We start from the raw sequence: 22606 nt of genomic DNA on the forward strand, positions 1-22606 counted from the left end.
TCACTATTGGCGGTACTACCCGGCAAGCTACCTACCAGGGCGGTTCCGGCTCAGATACCTTAGGCTTCCTCTATGTAGTGCAGGCCGGAGATGTAGACATGGACGGCATTGCCCTCGACGCAGCAATCACCGGCACCATTAAAGATGAAGCTGGTAACAATGCAGTACTCACGCTCCCGGCGGTGAACACTACTGGTGTACTGGTGAATACTAATAGCCCCAGTGTGACCATTTCAACAACAGCTACCTCGCCGGTAATTGCGCCATTCACGGCGACCATTACATTTAGCGAAGCTGTAACTGGATTTGTTCTTGGAGATATTAACGCTACCAACGCTACTTTAGGTACACTTCTGACAGCGGATAACATTACGTACACAGTTCTCGTCACACCAACTGCTGATGGTCCGATAACATTACAGGTACCAGCCGGTGTGGCCATAAACCTGGGCAACAACACCAATACAGCTTCCAATATTCTAAATCTAACTTTTGATGGTACGGCGCCCACTATTACAGCATTGGATGTACCGGCAAACGGCATCTACCATCTTAACGATGGGCTCCGTTTCAAAGCACATTTCAGCGAGTCCATCGCCGTAACGGGTACGCCTACACTCGATATCACTATTGGCGGTACTACCCGGCAAGCTACCTACCTGGGCGGTTCCGGCTCAGATACTTTAGGCTTCCTCTATGTAGTGCAGGCCGGAGATGTAGACATGGACGGCATTGCCCTCGACGCAGCAATCACCGGCACCGTTAAAGATGCAGCTGGTAACAATGCAGTACTCACGCTCCCGGCTGTGAACACTACTGGTGTGCTGGTGAATACTAATACTCCCGGTGTGGCAATTTCCACAACAGCTACCTCGCCGGTAATTGCGCCATTCACGGCGACCATTACATTTAGCGAAGCTGTAACTGGATTTGTTCTTGGAGATATTAACGCTACCAACGCTACTTTGAGCGCATTCCATACAACGGATAATATTACGTACACGGCCCTCGTTACACCAACTGCGGATGGCACCATAACCCTCCAGGTACCAGCCGGTGTAGCCATAAACCCGGGCAACAACGCCAATACAGCTTCTAATATTCTAAATCTAACTTTTGATGGTACGGCGCCCACTATTACAGCTTTGGATGTACCGGCAAACGGCATCTACCATCTTAATGATGGGCTCCGTTTCAAAGCACATTTCAGCGAGTCAATTACTGTAACAGGCACGCCTACACTCGATATCACTATTGGCGGTACTACCCGGCAAGCTGCCTACCAGGGTGGTTCCGGCTCAGATACTCTAGGCTTCCTCTATGTGGTGCAGGCCGGAGATGTAGACATGGACGGCATTGCCCTCGGAGCAGCAATCACCGGCACCGTTAAAGATGCAGCTGGTAACAATGCAGTACTCACGCTCCCGGCTGTGAACACTACTGGCGTACTGGTGAATACTAATAGCCCCAGTGTGACCATTTCAACAACAGCTACCTCGCCGGTAATTGCGCCATTCACGGTGACCATTACATTTAGCGAAGCTGTGACTGGATTTGTTCTTGGAGATATTAACGCTACCAACGCTACTCTAAGCGCCTTCCAGACAACGGATAATATTACGTATACGGCCCTCGTCACACCAACTGCCGATGGTACTGTAACCCTGCAGGTATCAGCCGGTATAGCCGCGAACGTAGGTAACAACGCTAATACGGCTTCCAATACGTTAAGTGTTGTTTTTGCAGGAACAGCGCCAGTGGTAACAGCTGTAGACGTACCAGCAAATGCCACATACAGGCTTGGCCAGGTACTCTCCTTTACAGTTCACTTTAGTGAACCGGTGACTGTTACCGGTGCTTCATCGCTGGATATAACAATAGGCGCCACCACCAGATCCGCTACCTTTGTAAGCGGCAGCGGTACTAACGCCTTATTATACAGCTACACCGTGCAGCAGGGCGACATGGATATGGATGGCATTACAACCGGCACTGCACTTACCGGTACCATACGCAACACGGCCGGCAAGGATGCTGTACTTACCCTCAACAATGTAGCTGCTACCACCGGCGTGCTGGTGAATACAGCGCATCCTTCGGTAGTACTATCCGGTAACATTGCAGCGCGTGTGAATACACCTGTTACGGTGAATATTACTTTCAGCGAAGTGGTGACTGGGCTGACAACTACAGGTATTGTTGCTTCTAACGCAACGGTGAGCAACCTGCAAACAACTGACCACATCAACTATACCGCAGTAGTTACGCCGCTGACAGATGGTACCGTCAACGTGAATGTGCCTGCCGGCGCAGCCGTAAATACAGGCGGCAACGAAAACACCGTATCTAATACGCTGAGCTTTATTTATGACGCAACCCCTCCTGTTATCAATCCTCAAACACTGAGCATCAACTTCAACAGCCCGGCAGGTACCCAGGCCGGCGTACTCACCGCTGCCGATGCGGCAGGTACCATACAAAACTGGATGATCACCGCAGATGGCAGTGGCGGAGCCTTCGCGATTGACGCGACCGGCGCCATCACCGTAAAAGATGCGGCGATACTCAGCAGCAAGGCAGGTACCACTGTTAGTGTAACCGTTACCGTGAGCGACGGACTGAATACAAGTGCGCCAACAACTATTTCTATCAATATTTCAGCCGCAGTGGTGAATCAGCCACCTACGCTGGATGCAATCGCAGATGTTGTTGAATGTGCTGGTACAGAAGAACATACCATACAGCTCAAAGGCATATCAGCGGTAGAACCAGGCCAAACATACAATATCACCGTTACTGCAGATCAGTCCTATTTTGATATATTAACAGTAACGAATGACGTACTGCACTACCAGTTAAAAAGCAATATTACCAGCGGCCAGGCCAATGTTACCGTTACGGTCAAAGACAACGGCGGTACTGCCAATGGAGGAGTGGATACACAGCAGCGGACCTTCAGCGTTACGATCAACACACCGCCAACAGTAACGATCAGCAGTAATAAAGGCAATACTGTTTCCAAAGGCGATATCATACAACTCACCGCCACCGGAGGTAATAACTATCATTGGACAACCGTAGACGGTATTATCAGCGGACAACAAACCGCTGTGCTGCAGGCAAGAATCATGGTCAATACTACTTATGAGGTAACCGCAGTAAGCGCCGCGGGATGTCAGAATACCGGCAGTATCAACATCGCAGTAGTAGAAGATTTCAAAGTAGAATCTACCAATATCCTGACACCAAACGGGGATGGCAAAAACGACAGATGGGTGATCCGGAACATCGACAGCTATCCGAATAATGAAGTGAAAGTGTATGATCGCGCAGGCCGGATGGTGTATCAGCGCCGAAACTACAGCAACGACTGGGACGGCACCATGAACGGCAGTCCGCTGCCGGAAGGCACCTACTATTACATTCTGACCATCAGTGGCAGCACGAAAACGGCGAAGGGATATATTACCATCATCAGGGATCAGCAATGACCCTATTAAATTGTGATATTATGCATCTTTCATCAGGTATACAATGCTATATAAAATATATGCGGACTTCATTGCTTTGCTTCGTGTTGCTGACAACAGCCGGATACCAGCAGGGATGGGCTCAATCCCTCAGTACCACACCTGCCCTGCTGGAACCTTCTGCTACCCAGTATTTCCAGAACCAATACCTGGCTAACCCAGCTATGGCCGGAGTAGATAGCGGCCTGCATCTGAACGCCGCCTATCGTCGGCAAATGAATGGTATTGACGGTGCACCCGTTTCCAAATTTTTCACCGCTGATGGGTATATCGGCAACCGGGTAGGCGCCGGCTTCCATGTGTTTAATGATGAGGCAGGACTGTTAAACCGTACCCGCATAGCGATCTCTTATGCCTACCACCTGCCATTAGGTGATCGCGGACAAACACTTCATCTCGGCCTGTCGCTGGCCATGAATTTCCAGCGCATCGACTATAAAGCAGTGAACGGAGAAGAAACCGATCCATCCATCGGGGCGTTTAACCGCCGCGATAACTATTTTGAAGGAGAGTTCGGAGCGGCTTATACCAATGAACACTGGACACTGCAGGGATCTTTACCCAATATAAGATCTCTCTTCACCGGCGATAATAAAGCGGTGGATGGTGGTACCATTTATTTCACAGCACTCTCCTATCAATTTCAACCGGAAGGCGCTGTAAGCAGCATCATACCCAAAGTATGCTACAGGGGAGTAAGAGGAGGTGACAATATACTGGATCTTGGCCTGAATGTGGGCTTCCTGCGTAATGTAGCCAATGTGCTGGCACTATATCATACCTCCGGCAGCTTCACCGGCGGCATTGGCGTCAACATCCTGCAAACGGTTACACTGCAGGCCATGTACACCACTCAGACCAATGGTATGAAAACTTATGTAGACGGAGGATATGAAATAGGGCTTACTGTTAACCTGTTCAGGCAGCAGTAAAAATTGTAGCTCTACCTGCTCCTGTTAACTTTTCAGCGATCCCAGGTGACGGTAAGTATTGACCAGCACTCCTGTTGCCGTGGATGCCGTGCTTACGAATTCAAGTTCGCGGGCGTCAAAGCTGTCAGAAAGAAGCCGTTTACCCTTGCCCAGTAATACGGGGTATACGATCAGAATAACCTCGTCTATCAATCCTGCATCGAGCAGTACGGACGTTAGCGATATACTTCCGCAAAGCACCAGGTCAGGGCCGTCTGTCGACTTAAGCTTACGAACTCCTTCTATGATGTCCTCGCCCAGGCTCTTTACTGGTCCCCATTCCAGGCTCTCAGGCCTATGAGTAGCTATATATTTTGTTGCGGCGTTTATAGCGTTGGCCATTGGAAAGTCCCCGGCATTTGGCCAGTATCCCAAAAACTCATCGTAGGTTTTGCGGCCCAGCAGCATATCAAAGCGGGTACCGTATGCTTCAAGAAGCATAGCCAGCCCTGCAGGGGTACGATAAGGCGCCGACCACCCGCCGTATACGAAGTTTTTGTCGTGCTCAATAACACCATCAAGGGAGCTATGTTCAAAAATCCTGATCTTTCTCATTTTATTGTTATTTGTTTAGTGATGGTACAAATTTAAGACAGGCCCGGTACACAGGCAGGGTGCAAATCCGACAATATGAGGGTGTAAATAACCATAACACTTAAATAAGATTTTAAAAAATTGAAAAGAGATAAAAGATATAACTTGTATAATGCGTAAGTTTAGTAAAAGAGCTGTTTAAACATCCACTTAAGTTCAATCTGCAATTATCATTATAATTAACAAACAAAACCATGGCAAAAAATAAATTACTGCGAATGGACAACATCGGGATCGTTGTAGAATCCCTTGATGATGCCATCTCTTTTTTCACTGAAATAGGTCTGAAACTCGAAGGGCGGGCCTCGATCGAAGGAGAATGGGCTGGTCGCGTTACCGGACTTGGCAATCAGAATGTAGAGGTTGCTATGATGGTTACCCCTGATGGCCATAGCCGGCTTGAGCTTTCACGATTCCTGGCCCCTGCCGTTATCTCCGATCACAGGAATGCTCCTGTGAACGCCCTCGGCTATCTGCGGGCTATGTTTACAGTTGAGGATATTGACGACATGGTATCAAGACTCCTCGGACTTGGCGCCCAGCTTGTTGGCGAAGTGGTTCAGTACGAAAATATATACCGGCTTTGCTACATCCGGGCAAAAGACGGGCTTCTGGTTGGTTTGGCAGAACAACTTAATAATGATTAACAGCAATAAAAAATAAAGTAAAAAAGCGTGATACAATTCGAAGGAATGTATCACGCTTTTTTGAGCTTCATAGTAAAAGATCTGGTTAACATCCAACAAACTACGGGGATCAAAAAATAGATGGAAAGCCGGCTATTCAATCGCGAAACTAACCAACAGGGAAACATATTGCTCCTCGATTGGTTTAAAGTAATAACCTTCCTCTACCTCTCCCTGTCTTTGCCTGAAACTTATTTTGAATACCTGTAATGGAAAAAACCGATGTCTGCAAAACCACATTCCTGTTCTGTATTAAAGCTGAAAATACCCACCCTGTCTCTTTACTTCCGGCCTTATGCTATCTCTATGATGGCTTATATAAGTTAGATGCCGGGAATTATTGAACTGCTTTATCCCAATACAGGAGGTGCCAGAAGTTGAAAAATGAGTAAGGCCAGCATACCCTCCATTGCACATCCCTTTAATGTCCAGTTGGATGGTCACTTCATTTGAGGTGGTACGCCAACTTCTTTGGGTGATAGTATTACCTGCTTTTAACAGGATATTACGACCTGTTGAATCTGCAGGCAGGAATGCATGTAACCGTAAGAACCCCTTTCGTTCCGTTAATGACCATTTACCGGCTCTCGGCTGATAGTCCCATTCCCATTGCGGTTGTAAAACGGATGAATTAAAGTCATCATCGGTTTGGCTCTCTTTTGCAACATTGGGAATCTGAATTGGTTTGGGGCCTTTTAAGACCATTGTACCGATACTATCCTTCCCCGGCTCCCCGATAACCGGCCAGCCATCCAACCAGGTAACCGGTAACAGACTTGCAGCACGGCCTTCTCAATCGCCGGTTTTGCCATCAAGCGCCATCCTGAAAAAATGTATATTATATTTCCCGTTATTTGCCGGATCTCTTTCAAAATAGGTGCCATTCCCCTGGTCTCCCCATTTCCCGGTTCGTTGGCTCAACACGGAGAAGGACAGTAATCCAAAGCCTGCAGAATTATAAATGTCTTTATCTTCGTCATATGGTTGCCTCTTAGTAAATACGCCATTCCCAAATGCCTGTTATGCTTCCCTGGCTCTAATTTGTCCGTTTTCCGTAGTCACTGATGAAAATTGGATTGTCTGATTCCGTAATTTACGAAATGTAACGAGTCTTCAGAAACCTCACGCCTCAATCCTCTAACTAATCACTACCAGATTGTACGGATGCGCTCTTTAGGTTAATGCCTGGTGCACCTCCCAATACCTTCCCATAAAACATAAAATGCAGTATTTAATCACGGTTGGAATTGTGGCCAAAACAACATTGACTCTATCACTTACCCGCCCCGATCAGATCCAACGTATACTGAATCTCCGGATCCTTCCCAGCATGAATATATTCCTGGAACGCTTCAAAGGTCAGCTCTTTATCGGGCATACAGCCTCTCCCGTTATCCTCCTTCGCCTTCATAAAATATACTTCGCTCATGGGGATGGTTAACTTGCTTTTCGTTTCAGGCAGCGTATAGGTATTGAACCATGCCGCTGTAGTAGATGCTTCGCCGCTACCGGTTTCGGTACCTATCAGCATACCACGCTTATTATTCTTCACCAGCGCAGCAAAGTAGGTGGCCGCACTTACCGTACCCCCGCTGATCAGCACATATACATTCCCTTTAAAGTTATTCTTATCAGGCGGGTAGTTGGAAATAGAACCTTCTGCCAGGCGCGCATTGCCATAGTAAAACCCTTTTGTACTGTCGTAATCGAACCGTTGTTTCAGGAAGTTCTCCGTCTGCTTTACTTCGTCCTCTCCCATTTTGTTGCCGTAGCCGTTTAACAGGTTTTCCGGATCATGCAGCTGTATGTTCTTTGTCCGGTAATTAAATACGTTGTCGAAAGGTTGCAACGCCACAAAGGAATACAGCAGCGCAGACATATTCGGATTGCCACCGCCGTTCGACCGGATATCTATAATAACATTGCTGATATGACGCTTTTTCACTTCTGCAAAAAAATCGCTTAACTCTTTATACATGGCATTTTCCTGTAGCATAAATGTAAGAACGGTCAGGATAGCGGTAGATTCTTTTTCCTGGTATTCCTTCGTTATATAGGCACGCTTCAGGAAGGTATTAAAGGGCAGCTCACCCAGGCTCCGGTTATGGTAGCCGGTTTTAGCGTCTACCGCTTTCAGTGTTGTGGTAGTCGGATTTTTAGCGCCATAGGTTTTGTATACCACTTCATAACTGGTGGCTTCCGGGAAAACGAGACTGATGAACAAGCTGAGGTTGGTGCCGGTACGATCGGCGCCCGTTTTGATGAAACCATCGCTGTAAGTAACGTAGCCAATTTCGCTGAGCAACTGCGCAGCAGGCATTTTATTAATACGCAGTATCTCCGCACCAAAAGGGATGGTTTCCCCTTTGGCATTCACGATGATCCTGTCTTTAAAAGTAGTGGTAGCCAGCGGAAAATGTTGAATACCATAAAATACATCTACCACCCGCTCCTCTTCATAATCCAGTTTCAGATGCACATCATTGAATAACTGTATGGGAGAATACCGCAAAGCGCTTACCAGCGACGGATCTTTATCCAACCGCTCCATCAGGGAATCCATTTTACGGTTGAAGGTAATGGTGTCCGTGAATTTATAAGGATTCGGATGCTGCTGCTTCAACAACTTAACGGCGTACTTAAAATCATCTTTCAGATCCTGCCTGGTAAACCCGGTAAATGGTTGCACCTGGGCCACGGCGGCTGTGGAGAGTAGGGACATAAGTATCCCTGAGGCAAATATTTGCTTCATGCTATGACTGATTTTAAAAAATAGTGATCTACCCGGCATATGGCCGTGCCGGAACAAACGATTGTTTACATTTTATTGATAAGCGCAATGATCCCCTCATTTTCGATGATCATCATACCTTGTCTGTCTTCCGTAATGCCTTCCTGTAAAGTGTAGGTGTACCGGGGCACATTTCCTTCCAGCACAGTAGGCATATACCGGAACTGCACATTAGGCAGGTCTTTCAGCGCTTCTCCTACTTCAATGATATGGGTGGAAACGATAAACAGGCAATTATTGTATTCGGAAAAACCTCTCGTAACCGCCAGGGTACCATCAAAGGCATCTTTCACATTGGTGCCCTTGAACAATTCATCGAACATCAGCAGGAGGTGTTCGCCGGTAGCCGCCGCCAGGGCAGCATCCTTTACCCTTACTACTTCCGCATAAAAATGGCTATATCCCATCGCTATGTTGTCGGCCACGTTGATACTGGAGAAAATGCCTTCACGCACGGAAAACACCATTTCGGAAGCGGCCACCGGGAAACCAATATGCGCCATGTACATACCAATACCAATAGATTTCATCCAGGTAGACTTACCCGCCATATTGGCCCCCGTGAGGAACAGCACATTGCTGCCTTCCTCCATGTGTATATCGTTGCCCACCGCTTTTGAAATACAGGGATGCCTGAGATTGCGTACCTGCAATACGTTTTCTTCTTTTTCCACCGCGGTGGCATAACAAAAATACCGCTCCCTCGATACATTGCTGACCGCAATGTATACATCTGTTTCCGCAATGAACCGCAGCACTTCCTTCATGGCTTCATTGTGCCTGTTGCGCAGCAGGAAATCATATCCCGATACCGTGCGGGTTGGCATCGGCTTGTAAATGTCGCTGTCCAGGATCCTGCGGATGTCTTTTTGATGCATGATGGCCAGTAACGTTTCCACACGGTCCTGCAAAGGGCTGTTCTCCCGCTTCAGCAATTCCAGCAGTCCGAAACATTTCTTCAACGTTACAATGGTTGCCTGCAACTGCAGCAGCGTATTTTTGAAACGGTCGTCTTTCGTGAGGCCGGCCAGCAATTTTTGCAGATGCAGATCCGCCGTCACTGCCCATTGCGACTTCCCCACCGTAGTGTCTATATACTCCCGCATCAGGGAAACCTGGTCGGCTTCAAAAGGAAAGGCGATCGCTTTCTCTTCGAAAAACTCAAAAATTGCGACCCGCCGGTTAATAGCAGCGGCATCATTCAGCGGATGAGAAAACATTTCATCCATCAGTTTCTCACCGATCCGTGTTTTTACTTTATTGAATAAAAAGTATACGGATCCCTGGCGGAATTTTCCCATGAGGTTCAGCTCCCCTACCGATTGACGATCTATTTTAAAACTCATAATTGCTTATTTAACCTTTTTCCACCTTTGTTTCCCCGTTTAAGAATGTCTGGTATGCCTTCGTTGTTAATGATGATCATTCCGTGTTTATCGTCGGTAACGCCTTCCTGCAGGGTATATGTGTATTCAGGTACCGTCCCTCTCATAATGGTGGGAAGAAAGTAAAAAGCGGCGCTTTCCTTTTTCCGTAACTCGTCTGCCGCCTCGATGATATGGGAAGAGATGATGAATTTGCTGTTCTTCCGGTTGGTAAACGCATTACAAACCGCCACGGTTCCTTCCAGCGCATCCTTCACATTCGTACCCCGGAACAATTCATCGAACAATACAAACAGTGATTTTCCTTCACTGAGTTCCTGTCCCATTTTCTTCACACGCAACACTTCTGCATAAAAATGACTGGCCCCGATGCCGAGGTTATCAGGCAGGTTGATGGTGGTATATACGCCGTCCATAACAGAAAACTCCATGGAGGATGCAGCTACCGGGAAGCCCATATGCGCAATGTAAACCGCCGTGCTGAACGAACGCAGGAAGGTAGACTTACCCGCCATGTTGGCTCCTGTAAGAAAAACCAGGTTACAGGAAGGCGTCATATGCAAACTGTTGGCCACCGCGTTTTTTAAAAGCGGATGGTATACACCATCCACTTTTAAAATACCGGTCCCTTTCGGGTGTACTACAGGAAATACCAGGCGATGTTTGCTGGTCACCTGCGCTACGGAAACGTACACATCGATATGATAAATAAAATGCAGCAGTTGCAGTATCTTCTGCTTCTCCTTATTACGGATCAATACATCAAAAGCCATTACGGCGGCAAATGAAAGCCGGGCGCCCGGTTTTTCGTTAAACACAGGTAAAAAAGCCGCGTCGTTCAACAGCCCGGTAGCCGCCAGCCGTTCTTCCTCCAGCTCTTTCAGCTTTACCATTTCCGCAGACTCCAGGTACTGCCTGAGCGTATGAAAAAGAGTTATCACCGAAATAATGCCATGCTGCACTTCCTTCTCGCTGAGCGACACTTTTGCACCGCCATCAGGATTCTCCTCAAAAGAAATATATTTTTCTGCCTGGTCCAGCATAGCGCCATCGAAAGGAAAGGTGGCTTTCATTTTCACGAAAGCAGCTATAGTATTGATCCGTTTGATGATCGCTTCCCGGTTGTTCAGTGGTTTCCTGAACATGGCTTCCATAATGGTTTGCCCGCCGCGGGTAAATGAATGATTATAAATATCGTAAATACCTGGTGTGTCTGCCTTCGAAAACAAGCGCAGATCATCCATGGTTTGCACATCTGTCTGCAAATACATAATTATACTTTTTATGAAAACAATTATTTGCGTTTCCTTCTTATCAGTATCACGATACCGGCAGCCAGGATCAGGGCAGGTATAATATATTGAAGCACCATCTTCAATGTTTTGGCAGGCGCCTTTTTGATCGTCAGCCATATATCTGTGGGCACCCTGAAATTGTGGTAAACCGGGAATTTGTTATCCACCGTATAACTGTAGAACGCATTGCCATAGTCCTTCCCGTTCCCCCTGATCGCAGACATCAAATCGGCATCGCTGGAAACAATGATCTTCTGCAATTTGTTGCCGGTTTTCCGGGTTAGCTGGAGGCCCACTGCGTAAGGCGCTTCCTTCCGGTAGTCTCCTTCCGCGGCACTGAACACGGGTGCTGCGGAATCCACTACCAGCATACCTCTTTCTACCCAGGTTTTTTCATTATTCTGTAAGGTAGTGATCTGCTCTGCCTTAAATCCTGAGGTATCGGAATAACTTAATACACTGGCGCCGGCAATATTGGTATAGCAGGCATTCAGGATACCGTTCCTGAAGTAGAAGAACGGTTCTTCATCGGCCATGTCTGTACCTTTCTTTGAAATTAACCCGGCAAACTTATGCGGCAGATCCTCCAGGTTCACCTGCACAATGGTGCCTTCATCCGCATTTACGCCTATATGGTTCAGAATTGGATTCATGATAAACTGCTTGCCCGGTTCGGAATAGAAGATGGCATTCCCTCCCCTGTCTATATACTGTTTAACGCTGTCGATAATGGCCTGATCCAATATCGTTTTCGGATCGGAGATCACCAATACATCTTCCGGTTTAAACGCACCGGCACTTATGGATGGAATGGTATCGAAATTCAATCCCATATTGATCAGCGCATTCCTGGATAGTTTATTAACAGCATGGTTGCCATATTCCCGTTCGCCCATCTTCAGGGGTGAACGCTCATAATGCCCTGTAAGAAATTTAAACGTGGGCGTGGGATCATTTATTAAACGCAACAGGCTGCCGGAAACATGCCTTTCATTTGGAAAAACAGTTGGGTCGGGGTAAGTTCTTAGGAACGTCTTCTTTCCCTTATACTCCACCTGCATCAATAAGCCCTTCGTTTCCGACTCCAGGTCGATGAGGCGCCTGATCTCTGCCGGTTTTTTGTAGATAGAAAGATCGGTTTTATACATTTCGGCATACTTCTCCGCTATTTCATCCAGCGATTTGCCGGGGTACAACTGAAATATCGAGCTATCCCCTTTGGTCACATCGTAATAATAAACATACTCAAACTCCATATTATTATAAAAGCGGCGGTACCTGGCCCAGAAGTCCCACAGGTACTTATTACGTGCTGAAGGCAAGCCATTGATCAGGTTATACCCCAACAGGTTGGTATACAGCGTTATCTTCAACGGTGATCCGTCCAGCTGCTTTATTACGCCCTGGGTATTCTCATGCAGTGTATTTACTTTGCTTCTCGTCACATCCCAATAGCCGATCAATCCGTGCCGCGAAGTAACCACCAGTATCACCACCGTTGTCACGAACACCAGCAGGTACCTGCCTGCTGAAACACGCCACGACTTCGACTCGGTAACGGATTTTGTTTTAATGATGGTGAATGCAATAAAAAGGGAAGTAATGCTGAAGAAATAAATGAGATCTTTTGTTGTAATAAGGCCCGCCAGCAAGCTTTCTACCCTTCCCGAACTGGAAAGGAAATAGGTAACATCCCGCACATAATCCGTTCCCTGGAACAACAGCCGTAAGGAAGAAAAGAGGATCAGCACTACAAATGTTCCCATCCCCGCAACGATCGGGTACGAGGTTAAACTGGAGATAAACATTCCTACTGCCACATACATGGCCGCCAGTAAAAAGAAACCCAGCACCATGGCCATGATATGCGGGACCTCGGCATTTTTGACAGAAAAGGACAGTATCGTCAGCTCTACCAGGAACACCAGGATCATCAGGCATACAAAACTGTATACCCCCAGGAACTTACCCAGGATGACCTGCCGTGTTTTCACCGGCGACGAATGCAGCAATTTAATGGTACCGGCGGAATATTCACGGTTGATCACGCCCATTGTAAGCAGTGGGATGAACAAAAAGAAGATCATCAGCACCGTGTCCAGCCCATTGCCGACCACCAGCCTGGTCAGCGGCGAATTGAGAAATCCCCTGAAAAGATGTCCCTGCAACTCCAGCATACTATCCTGCTGCAGCGCCGTATCCAACAGGTTTCCCATAATAATGCCCGCACTGGCCATCAGGAATAAGATCAATACAAACCATGCGATCGGCGAAAAGAAAAAATACCGTAATTCCGCCCGCGCTATATTAAAAACTACTTTCATTATTGTTAGATTGAAGAAGCATTTGATGATAATTGTTTGAATACATTGTCCATCCCCGAAGATTCTGTGTGAATGGCAGTGAGCCGCCAGTTCTGCTCAGCGCTCTTTTTCACAATCCTTTCCTCCAGGTCGTCGTTAGGCTGGAACCAGATCCGGCATTTGTGATCCGGCAGCAACTCCACTTTCTGCACATCTTCCATTGCCATCAATTCTTCCGGCGCAGGCATATGAAGCATCCTGACCACCAGGGTATTGGGCTGCAGGATATTATTAAAAGCATCAAGCGTGTCAGAGAACACCACCCGCCCGGATTCGATCATGATGATCTCCCTGGCAAGCAGGTTAATTTCCGACAACACATGCGACGACAACAATACCGCACGGTCCTGCGCAATTTCTTTTATCAGCTTCCTTGCTTCAATGATCTGGTTGGGATCCAGGCCATTAGTGGGTTCATCGAGGATCACCACTTTAGGGTGATTGATGATGGACTGCGCAATGCCTACCCGCTGCCGGTATCCACCCGATAAATTCTTTATAAGGCGCGACCTCATCTGCGTAATGGACGTTTTCTCCAGCACCTCTTCCACAGCGCTTTTTATCCGGCGCCTGTCCATCAGCCTTAACTGCGCGGAATATTCCAGGTATTCCTGCACGGTAAAATCCATGTACAGGGGCGCCTGCTGCGGTAAAAAGCCGATCTGTTTTTTATATTCAATAGGATCATCTTTGATGTTCAATCCGTTGATGGAAATATTCCCTTCCGTTTGCAGCAAGGTGCCGCAGATGATATTCATCGTAGTTGACTTACCCGCTCCGTTAGAACCCAGCAAGCCAACAACCCCGGTATCATTGATCTCAAAATTTATTTCGCGTATGGCCCAGGAACTGCCATACCTATGCGACAGGTTCTCCACCTTTAATATAGGCTGCATATAATGTTGTTTATGATTTATAAAATTTAATTAGAAATGGCCCATACTCGTTGCCCTGGCGGAGAAATCACTCTCCGACATCCAGGTTCCGGTTACCAGCATGGTACGTGCCTTAAACAACCACTGGAGATTCGGAATAAGAGAACCCGGGGGAATATTTACTTCAGACAAGGTGGCCAGCGTAACGCCTGTTGCATGGTCTTTCACTTCAAAATGGAAGTTGCTGAAGGAGGCATTAACAGGAATTTTTATAAAATCAGTGAGTTGTTCATAAGCCAGGTTGGACACCAGGGTACCTGGCTCCGGCTCCAGTTCTATCACATCGATCGGCCTGTTATCGAAAAGATTAATGATCCGGAGATTAACCACACTGTCGCTCAGGCTGCGGGCTGGCAGGTTTTCCTTTACAGTTTTTTGTTTCACCTTGGCCGGACTACCATACACAAAATGCGTGAAAATCCCACCGGGCTCCAGTTGCAGTGTGGTTTTCAGGAAGGGGTTATTAGGCTGGAGAGTATCATTATTCCTGAACAATGTAACCTGTTGACTCATTTTATCAGTGGCATAATCATAAGCATTGCCACTGGCAATATAAGATAACCTGCCATAGACTTTGGGTTTTGAATCTCCAAAATAGGCAGTCAGGAAGGAGGTATTGTCGTTAATTCCGTTCACAATTGTCAGAGACGCCGGAAATATCTCTTCCCTCAATTCCTTCTTACAGGAGGTACCGGCCAATAGTATACCCACTGCTACCACGCCCGTATTGAAACATTTTTTATAGCTGAATTGAAACATCTTTCTGGATTTAATGATGATCACTTTTTAGTTGTAGCCTATATTCTGGGAGAGATTATTGTCCCATTGGATCTCTTCCTGTGGAACCGGGTATAGCAACTGGTAAGGATTCCATGGCTGCTTATAAGCTATCGCAGAGAGTACCTCCGTGGCCTTGTTCGTCCTTTTCAGGTCCAGCCAGCGATGTCCCCATTCCGCAAACAATTCTGTTTGCCTTTCGTGGGCAATGGCATCCGTTACCTGCTGATCAGTTAAAATATAAGGAAGATCCTGCAGCCCGGCGCGTTTCCTGATAGCGTTCAGATCATCGATCACGGCATTTTTATTGGCCGCGCCCCGCAACATATTTGCTTCCGCTCTTACGAGGTACATTTCCGCGAGCCGCATCACCACGTAATATTCAGACCTGTATCCGTTTATTACACGGTTGGTGGAATTGATCTTATACTTGGCCGGCAAAAAACCGGCAGGGGTAAATGGCCCGCTGGCGACCGCCTCCGTCCATGCCGTTTTTCTCTTATCGTTCGCCTCGAAAGCGTTCATCAGCGATGGCGTAAGGTACCTCCCTGTCATAGAATATTGTTCAGGCGTGGCATTGCCCTGTGTTCCTGAAATATTGTTCTGTTTCAACCGGAAGATGACTTCCCTGCTGGATATGCTGAACACCGTTTCCAGGCTTTCCAATTGAAACAGGTCTGTACGACCAATTACTTCATTGGCATTCTGCCAGGCTTTTTCATAATTTTTGGTAAACAGGTAAACCCTTGCCAGCATGGCCTTTACATACCATTTATTGACCCGGATGCGCTCTGTATTATTCCCATTATAATTTTCAGAAAGATACCCCGACGCTTCTTCCAGGTCATCGATGATTTGCTGGTATACGGCGTCAGGGCTGGCGGAAGGAAGATCTTTCGTATCATTATAATCGATGGATAAGGCGAGGGGAACTTTGCCGAACAGGTTTACCAGGTAGAAATACCCCATTGCCCTTACGGCCAGCGCTTCGCCCAGCACCTGTTGCCTGTAGGCCTGTGTAAACTCTTTGGAGGTGGCAGCCTTCACCCCTTCTATCAATGCATTGGCATTGAAGATCCCCTTGTAGGCCGACTTCCATATTTTCGGAGAATAGCCAGGGTTCAGCAATGTAAGCCTGTTGACTGTTTCCACATAATACAGGTCGTCCCCGCTGAGCGAAGGGTTAAATAGTTCATCGGCAGAATGCCCCGCGGCCAGCGTAATGCCACCGGCGCTGTACAGGTCATTGCCCAGCGTTGCGAATGAAGTGAGCTCGTTCTGCCCGCCGTTGATCAGGTAAGAATACAAACCGTTGAGGGCAATAGCTGCCTGGTCGTCCGACTGGAAAACCTGGTTGGTGGTGATCGAATTTACCGGGTCCTTTATATCCAGCATTTTATTACAACCTGTTGCTAACATGCCGGACAATAAAATACCGGCTGCGGCTATATGGAAAGTACTTTTTTTCATACCATTTATTTTAAAAGCTTAATCTCAGGTTAGCGGCAATCCTCCTGATCTGTGGCGTTGTACCCAATTCAACATCCGACAGCCTGTATTGCGAGAGTTTGAAAATCTTTGATGAATTTACAGAAACCGATCCCTGCTTCATGCCCACCTTCTTTAACCATGCTACCGGCAGCAGGTACGACAGGCTAAGATTGTCCAGGCTGAGATAAGCGCCTTTGGCATAGTAGGCATCCGATCCGAAAAAACCGCCACTATTCCTGGTGGAATACATTGAATAAAGTGCTTTATCGCCCGGTTGCTGCCAGTGCCTTTTTTCAATTTCGTCGTACAATACCATGTTGGACATACCTCCGTACCCGATGTTATTCAACTGGTCTGCTACCAGGGATTTTTCGAAACTGAATTGTGCATCCAGCGAGAGTACCCGCCTGAAGTCGACCCGGAAGCCCATTCCACCGAAATAGTCAGGGTTCAGGTCAATCATCCTGTAATGATCGTCCAGTTCCGTGTCCGGGAAGTTTGTAGAACTCATGCCCGCAGGACTGGCTCCATCCCCGTTATGATCCTCAAATACAGGTGTTCCTTTCATGGGGTTGATGCCTATATAATGTGAGTAGGATTTAGCTGTTACAGATGCCCCGATCCTGTACATATCCTTATAGGGGGAATTTTCCAACCCCGGAAACGCTACCAGCGTATTACTGTTCTTACTTACCTGGAGACGCGCGCTAATACCCCATGTATTGGTGTTCAGGATGGTTCCGTCCAGCATCACTTCCACTCCCCTGTTCCGGATAACAGCGGGCCAGTTGCCCACCACTGCAGAAAAACCTGTAAATGCCGGCGTGGTAATGTTGGTCAGTTGCTTTCCGTCCCTGTTGATGTAGAAGTTGCTTTCAATATTCAGCATGCTGTTGAAAAATCCCAACCTGGCGCCCACTTCAAACTTACTGGCACTGGACCAGCTGTATTTCTGGTTAACGGGTTGTATCAGCGTATAGGTGGTCTGATCGTCGTAGTCAGGCAATTTATCAATGTATCCTGTCGGAATATTCGACCAGCGCGAGAGGTATTGGTAATCACCCACATTGGCATTCCCCATAACGCCATAGGTAGATCTTATCTTCGCAAAACTCAGCCAATTCATGCTGGCATTCTTAAACCATTCTTCATTTGATAAAACCCAGGATACCCCGGCAGATCCAAAGTTCCCGAAACGGGCCCCGTCACCAAAGCGCGATGAACCGTCCCTTCTGCCATTTAAGTTAATGATGTACTTACTTTCCCAGTCGAAACCCACCGTTGCCAGCAGGGATACCACTTTCAGCTGGGTGTAACTATTCATGGCCTGCAACACCTGGGCATTCGAAAAGCTTTTGATGAGATTATCGTTAGAAAACATCATCCCAAACAGCGTTGCCGCATCCTGATCGGCATAACTGTAATCAGCTGCCAGGGAAGCAGACACCTTTGCTCCACCGAACAGTTTAACATAGTTGATATTCGGCCTTACCAGCAGGCTCTTTCCGGAACCTGTGCCGAAAAACGCCATGCTTACGGGAGAGAACACGGGATCTTTCCCTGCTTTAGGCATATAGTTGCCTGATTTATTGGAAAAAAATTCCCCGCTAAGGCGAACGCCCGCTGTGAGGTCCTTGAATATTTCGTAGGTAAACCCAACATTGGTCTGACTTTTCAGCGTTTGATTTTCGCCCCAGTTTTTTATATCCCTGAATGGATAATTGCTTCCATACGGGGTTCTGTAAGGGGTAAAATTATATTCCCCGTTCTCATCATAGATCCCCGGAGCATTGGGTGGCAGCGAGAAAAAATCAAACGTAGCAGCCGTTTCATTATTGGAATAAGTATTATTGGTAGAAAGCTCCACCTGCAGCTTGCCGTTCGGGCTGCGGTGATTGAACGATATGCCCACTGTTAAACGATTGTTTCCCCTGCCCTGGTTATACATTTCTGTTGTGGAGGTATATCCTACGCTCACACGGTAGGTATTGAGCAGCAGCCCTCCTTCCACACTCAGCTGCACATCATTCGACTGCTCATTTTTGAAGAAGGCGCGTTGCCAGTCGGTATAGGCTTTCTGATCCCAGATAGTGAGATCCGGCGCATTATCCAGGGCAGGAAATACGCCGTCATTCAGCATGGCTTCCTTCCGCACCGCCAGGTACTGTTCCGTATTCATCATATCCATGTAGCGCTGCACACCCGAAAACACTTTAGAGTAGCTTACATTAAACCGGGTGGGTCCCGGTTTTCCTTTTTTGGTAGTGATGATGATCACGCCATTTGCCGCCCTGGAGCCGTACAACGCGGTGGCATCGGCATCTTTCAGCACGTCCACGCTTTCAATATCCAGGGGATTGATCATATACAGAGGGCTTTCGCTAGTGGAATAGCCGCCCTGAACAGGTGTGCCTGCTCCCAACGGATTAACGGACAAAGTAGCAATCGGCAAGCCGTCTACCACATAAAGCGGGTCTGTATAACTATATTCGTTCAGCACATTGCGCCCGCGTAATTCTACTTTCCTGGCGCCCGCCGTGTTGGCCGATTGGCTGATCCTCAGGCCGGGCACACGGCCCGCAATCGCATCCAGCACATTTACCACGGGTTGCCTTTCAATATCACTGGCTTTCACCGTAGCAATATTCGCTGTACCGGTCCTTTTATTGGTAGTGCCTAAAACAGTGACCTGCACCTCATCCAGCTTATTTTCGGAGAGCGCCAGTTCTGCGTTGTACGCTTTGGCAGCAACAACCGGCTCCGTTATTTTAAACAGGTGGTCCACATACCCGATATAGCTGATCCTCATTTGGTCGCCCAACCTTACCGGCACCTTGACAGAACCGTTTCCTGCGGTCAGGTAATTCCGTTTGTCGGTAAGATTGCTGATAGTGGCGCTAACCAACGGTGTATAACCGGAAGAATACACAAAAACATCGATCATCTCCTGTTTTGCCGGCATCGAATCGGCCGGTTGACTGGCTACAGCCGCTATGGTCTCTTTCCGGGACACCAGGATGTTTTTGTCGATGATCCTGTAGGTAAGCGACTGGTTCTCGAATATCTTGTTGAGAAAACTGGCCAGGTCAATTTCCCGGGCATTGATGGTAACCGGTTTTGCCGTTGATAAGGCGGTAGCCTTATAAAGGAAAACATAATCGGTTTGCGATTCCACCGCTGTAAAAACCTGTTCCAGCGCAACGTTTTTACCATTAAAGCTGATGCTTTGTGAAAGGCCTCTGGCAGATACCTGCAACAGGGCGGCAGTAAGGAGAAAGAATGTTAGCTTCATGACTAACAGGGATTTGGTTGAGCTACGTTTCCGTCCATAAGGAACCCGTATGCAATTAAAAATAATTGGCATAACTTTGCATGATCCGCCCCTTCTCGTAAGGGGCGGAATGTTTAAGTGAATAAATAAACAGTCCTTTACCTGATTGTGATTGTTATATTACTTGAACATCTGCCGGGAGTGTCGCAAGCACTTCCGGTTTTGTTTAAGCAACCTCTTTTACCACCCGCTATTTTACATACAAAACATTCCCTTTCAATTCGAAATTAACATCCATTGTTTCCAGCACTTTTAATACATCAGACAAATTGGTATTGCGGTGCATTTTCCCTTTGAAGATGACATTATCCGGTTTCCCAACATACTGTACGTCTATGTTGTACCATCTTTCAAGCTGGCGCATGACACTGAAAAGATCCATGCCGTCAAAATTAAACAGGCCGTTTTTCCATGCAATAATTTTATCAGCATCCGGCGTTGCTATTACGTTAAGCGTACTCCCTCCCCGTGCATCCGGTTTACTTAAAACTGCTGTTTGACCGGGTACAAGCACCAGGTGATGCGAGTTACGTACACTGCCCGGTTCCGGCGTTATTTTCACCGCACCGGTGAGCAATGTGGTGCGGATTGTTTTTTCATCGCTGTAGGTGTTCACATTAAATGAAGTACCCAGTACTTCCAGTTTCATCTGGCTGGTTTCTACTACAAAGGGCTGCCAGCTCTTGCTGGCTACTTCAAAATACACTTCCCCGCTGATCTTCACCCTTCGTATGCTCCCCTTGAAAGCAACCGGGTATTGTATAGAAGATGCTGCATTCAGCCATACTTCCGTTCCATCGGGAAGGATAACATGGTACTGGCGGCCTTTAGGCGTGGTAATGGTATTCAGCGCCGCCCCGTCGGTGGCGGCGGTAGCATCATAGGTAAGCTGGTTGTTGTTCATTGAAATCTGCGTACCGTTCTGCGTTGCAATTTTCCCTTCACCTAAACTATCCAGCACCAGTTGGGTACCATCCGCCAATGTGAGGATGGCGCCATCTTTACCCGGTGGAATGTCCTGCCGGGCAATATTCCCACCAGGCCTGCCGGGGGTTCGCGCATTATGTATAAGCAGGAAATAAGTGGATACGCCTAACGCCAGCACCAGCACCGCGGCTGCCCATTTCCAGTTGTGCAGGAACCGCAGTTTTGATTTCTTAGCAGGTTTGTTGGTGAGAAAACGCTCCAGCGCAGCGGTTTCATCAAACCGTGCCATTGCCCGCACGTTTTGCTGTTGTACCCCCGGATCGTTCAATTCCATCCATAACTGCCGGTTCTCGTCGCTGGCAGCGATCCATGCATCCAGTGTCTCCTGTTCGGCGGCTGTAAGCATGCCCTGTTGCGAACGGGAAATAAGCGCTGCAATGATGAACGGATCGTTTGAAGAAGACGCCATGTCTGATGTGTTTATCTTATTACAACATGGTATCCCGGTAGTACTAAAAGAACTGAAAAAAAATTATGAGTGGTGGGAAAACAATAAGAACAAGGTAATTACGGCCGGCGACAGGCGCATTCTAAGCAGCTTCAGTCCCCGGGTTTTCTGGTTTTTAACCGTTTGGAGGGAAATGGAAAGGATTTCAGCGATCTGTTCATTTTTTAATCCTTCTATATAACTCATGCGGACGATCTCCCCGCATTTCTCCGGCAGGTTGTTAATTTCGCGGTAGATCACCCTGAAAACTTCCATGCGGATGATGTCCAGGTCTTCCCCTGTGTCACCATCCTCCTGCTCATGGAGAAACTTAGCCTGGCGTTCCTTACTATGCTGCGCCCCTTTCAAAAAATTAAGGGCCGCATTGCGCGTAGCCTTATACAGATAATCCTTCAGATGCCGGACGGTTTCGAAAGCATATGGCTTCTGCCATAATCTTTCAAAAACGTCCTGCACAATATCTTCTGCATGCCCTGGCTCACCGATGATCTTTTCGGCGTAGAGGCAAAGCGCACTGTAATACGCTTTAAATATGTGAGAATAATGAAATGTATCTGCCGAAGCCAATCCCCGCAAAAGCTGATACTCATTATAAGAAGATTCCTGCGACAAATTTGCAAACCCGATTTTAGTTGAGATGTAAAAGTAATTAAAAAATCAAGGTATAAAAATGGGGTTGATGAGCGGGGGGATATAGCTTCCTTCCTGAAAGATCAATGCAATCGCCAGGGTGGGTCTTTCCGGTTCACGCCGGCGTAGTAAAGAATTAGTAAGTTCCCGTCAGGGTCTTTTAATCTTGCCTCCCGCCAGAGCCAGGATTGATCAGTTGGTAACGATTCAAATACGATGCCCTTACGCTGAAATTTATCAACGTCGTCATCAAGTGTTTCTGTTTCAAAATAGAGCCAGATATTGTTGGTGCCCGATTCACCGGATTCATGAAGGGAAAAGGTGGAATTGCCATTCAGGCATTCAAATCTGGCGTATCTGGGTAATGCTTTTACAATTAATTTTAATCCAAG

At 47.4% G+C, this 22606-nt stretch carries 17 protein-coding genes; 3 read left to right on the forward strand and 14 right to left on the reverse strand.

What is annotated here, in order from left to right:
• Both VN105_RS06835 and VN105_RS06840 read left to right on the forward strand, forming a co-directional pair.
• On the forward strand, positions 1-3491 hold a 3491-nt coding region (locus VN105_RS06835; protein ID WP_325639215.1), incomplete at its 5' end, for an Ig-like domain-containing protein.
• Positions 3492-3550: 59 nt separating this feature from the next.
• The gene (locus VN105_RS06840; protein ID WP_325639217.1) at positions 3551-4462 is read left to right on the forward strand and encodes a PorP/SprF family type IX secretion system membrane protein; all 912 of its coding nucleotides are present in this window, start codon (positions 3551-3553) and stop codon (positions 4460-4462) included.
• 24 nt (positions 4463-4486) lie between these two features.
• On the opposite strand, the gene VN105_RS06845 is transcribed toward VN105_RS06840, so the two are convergent.
• Positions 4487-5056 carry a dihydrofolate reductase family protein gene (locus VN105_RS06845; protein ID WP_325639219.1) on the reverse strand — a complete coding sequence of 190 codons (570 nt, stop codon included), beginning with the start codon at positions 5054-5056 and terminating at the stop codon, positions 4487-4489.
• A 233-nt stretch (positions 5057-5289) separates the two neighbouring features.
• On the opposite strand from VN105_RS06845, the gene VN105_RS06850 reads away from it, so the two are divergent.
• Positions 5290-5742 carry a VOC family protein gene (locus tag VN105_RS06850; RefSeq protein ID WP_325639221.1) on the forward strand — a complete coding sequence of 151 codons (453 nt, stop codon included), beginning with the start codon at positions 5290-5292 and terminating at the stop codon, positions 5740-5742.
• A gap of 291 nt (positions 5743-6033) precedes the next feature.
• Here the strand turns inward: VN105_RS06850 and VN105_RS29755 are convergent, their stop codons facing one another.
• The 13 genes from VN105_RS29755 to VN105_RS06910 all read right to left on the reverse strand — a co-directional run.
• Positions 6034-6486, reverse strand: coding sequence for a hypothetical protein (locus tag VN105_RS29755; RefSeq protein WP_414647233.1), 453 nt, complete (start codon positions 6484-6486; stop codon positions 6034-6036).
• Positions 6487-6573: 87 nt separating this feature from the next.
• The gene (locus VN105_RS06855; protein ID WP_325639223.1) at positions 6574-6705 is read right to left on the reverse strand and encodes a hypothetical protein; all 132 of its coding nucleotides are present in this window, start codon (positions 6703-6705) and stop codon (positions 6574-6576) included.
• Between the two features lie 349 nt (positions 6706-7054).
• Positions 7055-8533, reverse strand: coding sequence for a S41 family peptidase (locus tag VN105_RS06860; RefSeq protein ID WP_325639225.1), 1479 nt, complete (start codon positions 8531-8533; stop codon positions 7055-7057).
• 65 nt (positions 8534-8598) lie between these two features.
• A complete protein-coding gene (locus tag VN105_RS06865) occupies positions 8599-9918 on the reverse strand; it encodes a MutS-related protein (RefSeq protein WP_325639227.1) in 1320 nt (439 codons plus the stop codon).
• Entirely contained in the window at positions 9915-11228 is a 1314-nt protein-coding gene (locus tag VN105_RS06870) for a MutS-related protein (RefSeq protein ID WP_325639229.1), read from the reverse strand. The genes VN105_RS06865 and VN105_RS06870 overlap by 4 nt, the downstream gene beginning before the upstream one ends.
• A gap of 23 nt (positions 11229-11251) precedes the next feature.
• A complete protein-coding gene (locus VN105_RS06875; protein ID WP_325639231.1) occupies positions 11252-13576 on the reverse strand; it encodes an ABC transporter permease subunit in 2325 nt (774 codons plus the stop codon).
• A 5-nt stretch (positions 13577-13581) separates the two neighbouring features.
• Entirely contained in the window at positions 13582-14511 is a 930-nt protein-coding gene (locus VN105_RS06880; protein ID WP_325639233.1) for an ABC transporter ATP-binding protein, read from the reverse strand.
• Positions 14512-14541: 30 nt separating this feature from the next.
• The gene (locus tag VN105_RS06885) at positions 14542-15309 is read right to left on the reverse strand and encodes a hypothetical protein (RefSeq protein ID WP_325639235.1); all 768 of its coding nucleotides are present in this window, start codon (positions 15307-15309) and stop codon (positions 14542-14544) included.
• 27 nt (positions 15310-15336) lie between these two features.
• Positions 15337-16797 carry a RagB/SusD family nutrient uptake outer membrane protein gene (locus VN105_RS06890; RefSeq protein WP_325639237.1) on the reverse strand — a complete coding sequence of 487 codons (1461 nt, stop codon included), beginning with the start codon at positions 16795-16797 and terminating at the stop codon, positions 15337-15339.
• A gap of 10 nt (positions 16798-16807) precedes the next feature.
• Positions 16808-20110, reverse strand: coding sequence for a SusC/RagA family TonB-linked outer membrane protein (locus VN105_RS06895; protein ID WP_325639239.1), 3303 nt, complete (start codon positions 20108-20110; stop codon positions 16808-16810).
• A gap of 229 nt (positions 20111-20339) precedes the next feature.
• Positions 20340-21545: a FecR family protein gene (locus VN105_RS06900; protein WP_325639241.1), complete on the reverse strand. Its 1206-nt coding sequence runs from the start codon at positions 21543-21545 to the stop codon at positions 20340-20342.
• 63 nt (positions 21546-21608) lie between these two features.
• Positions 21609-22196, reverse strand: coding sequence for an RNA polymerase sigma-70 factor (locus VN105_RS06905; RefSeq protein ID WP_325639243.1), 588 nt, complete (start codon positions 22194-22196; stop codon positions 21609-21611).
• A 101-nt stretch (positions 22197-22297) separates the two neighbouring features.
• The coding region (locus tag VN105_RS06910) for a VOC family protein (protein ID WP_325639245.1) at positions 22298-22606 on the reverse strand (309 nt) is incomplete at its 5' end.

The sequence above is a fragment of the Chitinophaga sp. genome, assembly GCF_035564935.1.
GTDB lineage: Bacteria > Bacteroidota > Bacteroidia > Chitinophagales > Chitinophagaceae > Chitinophaga.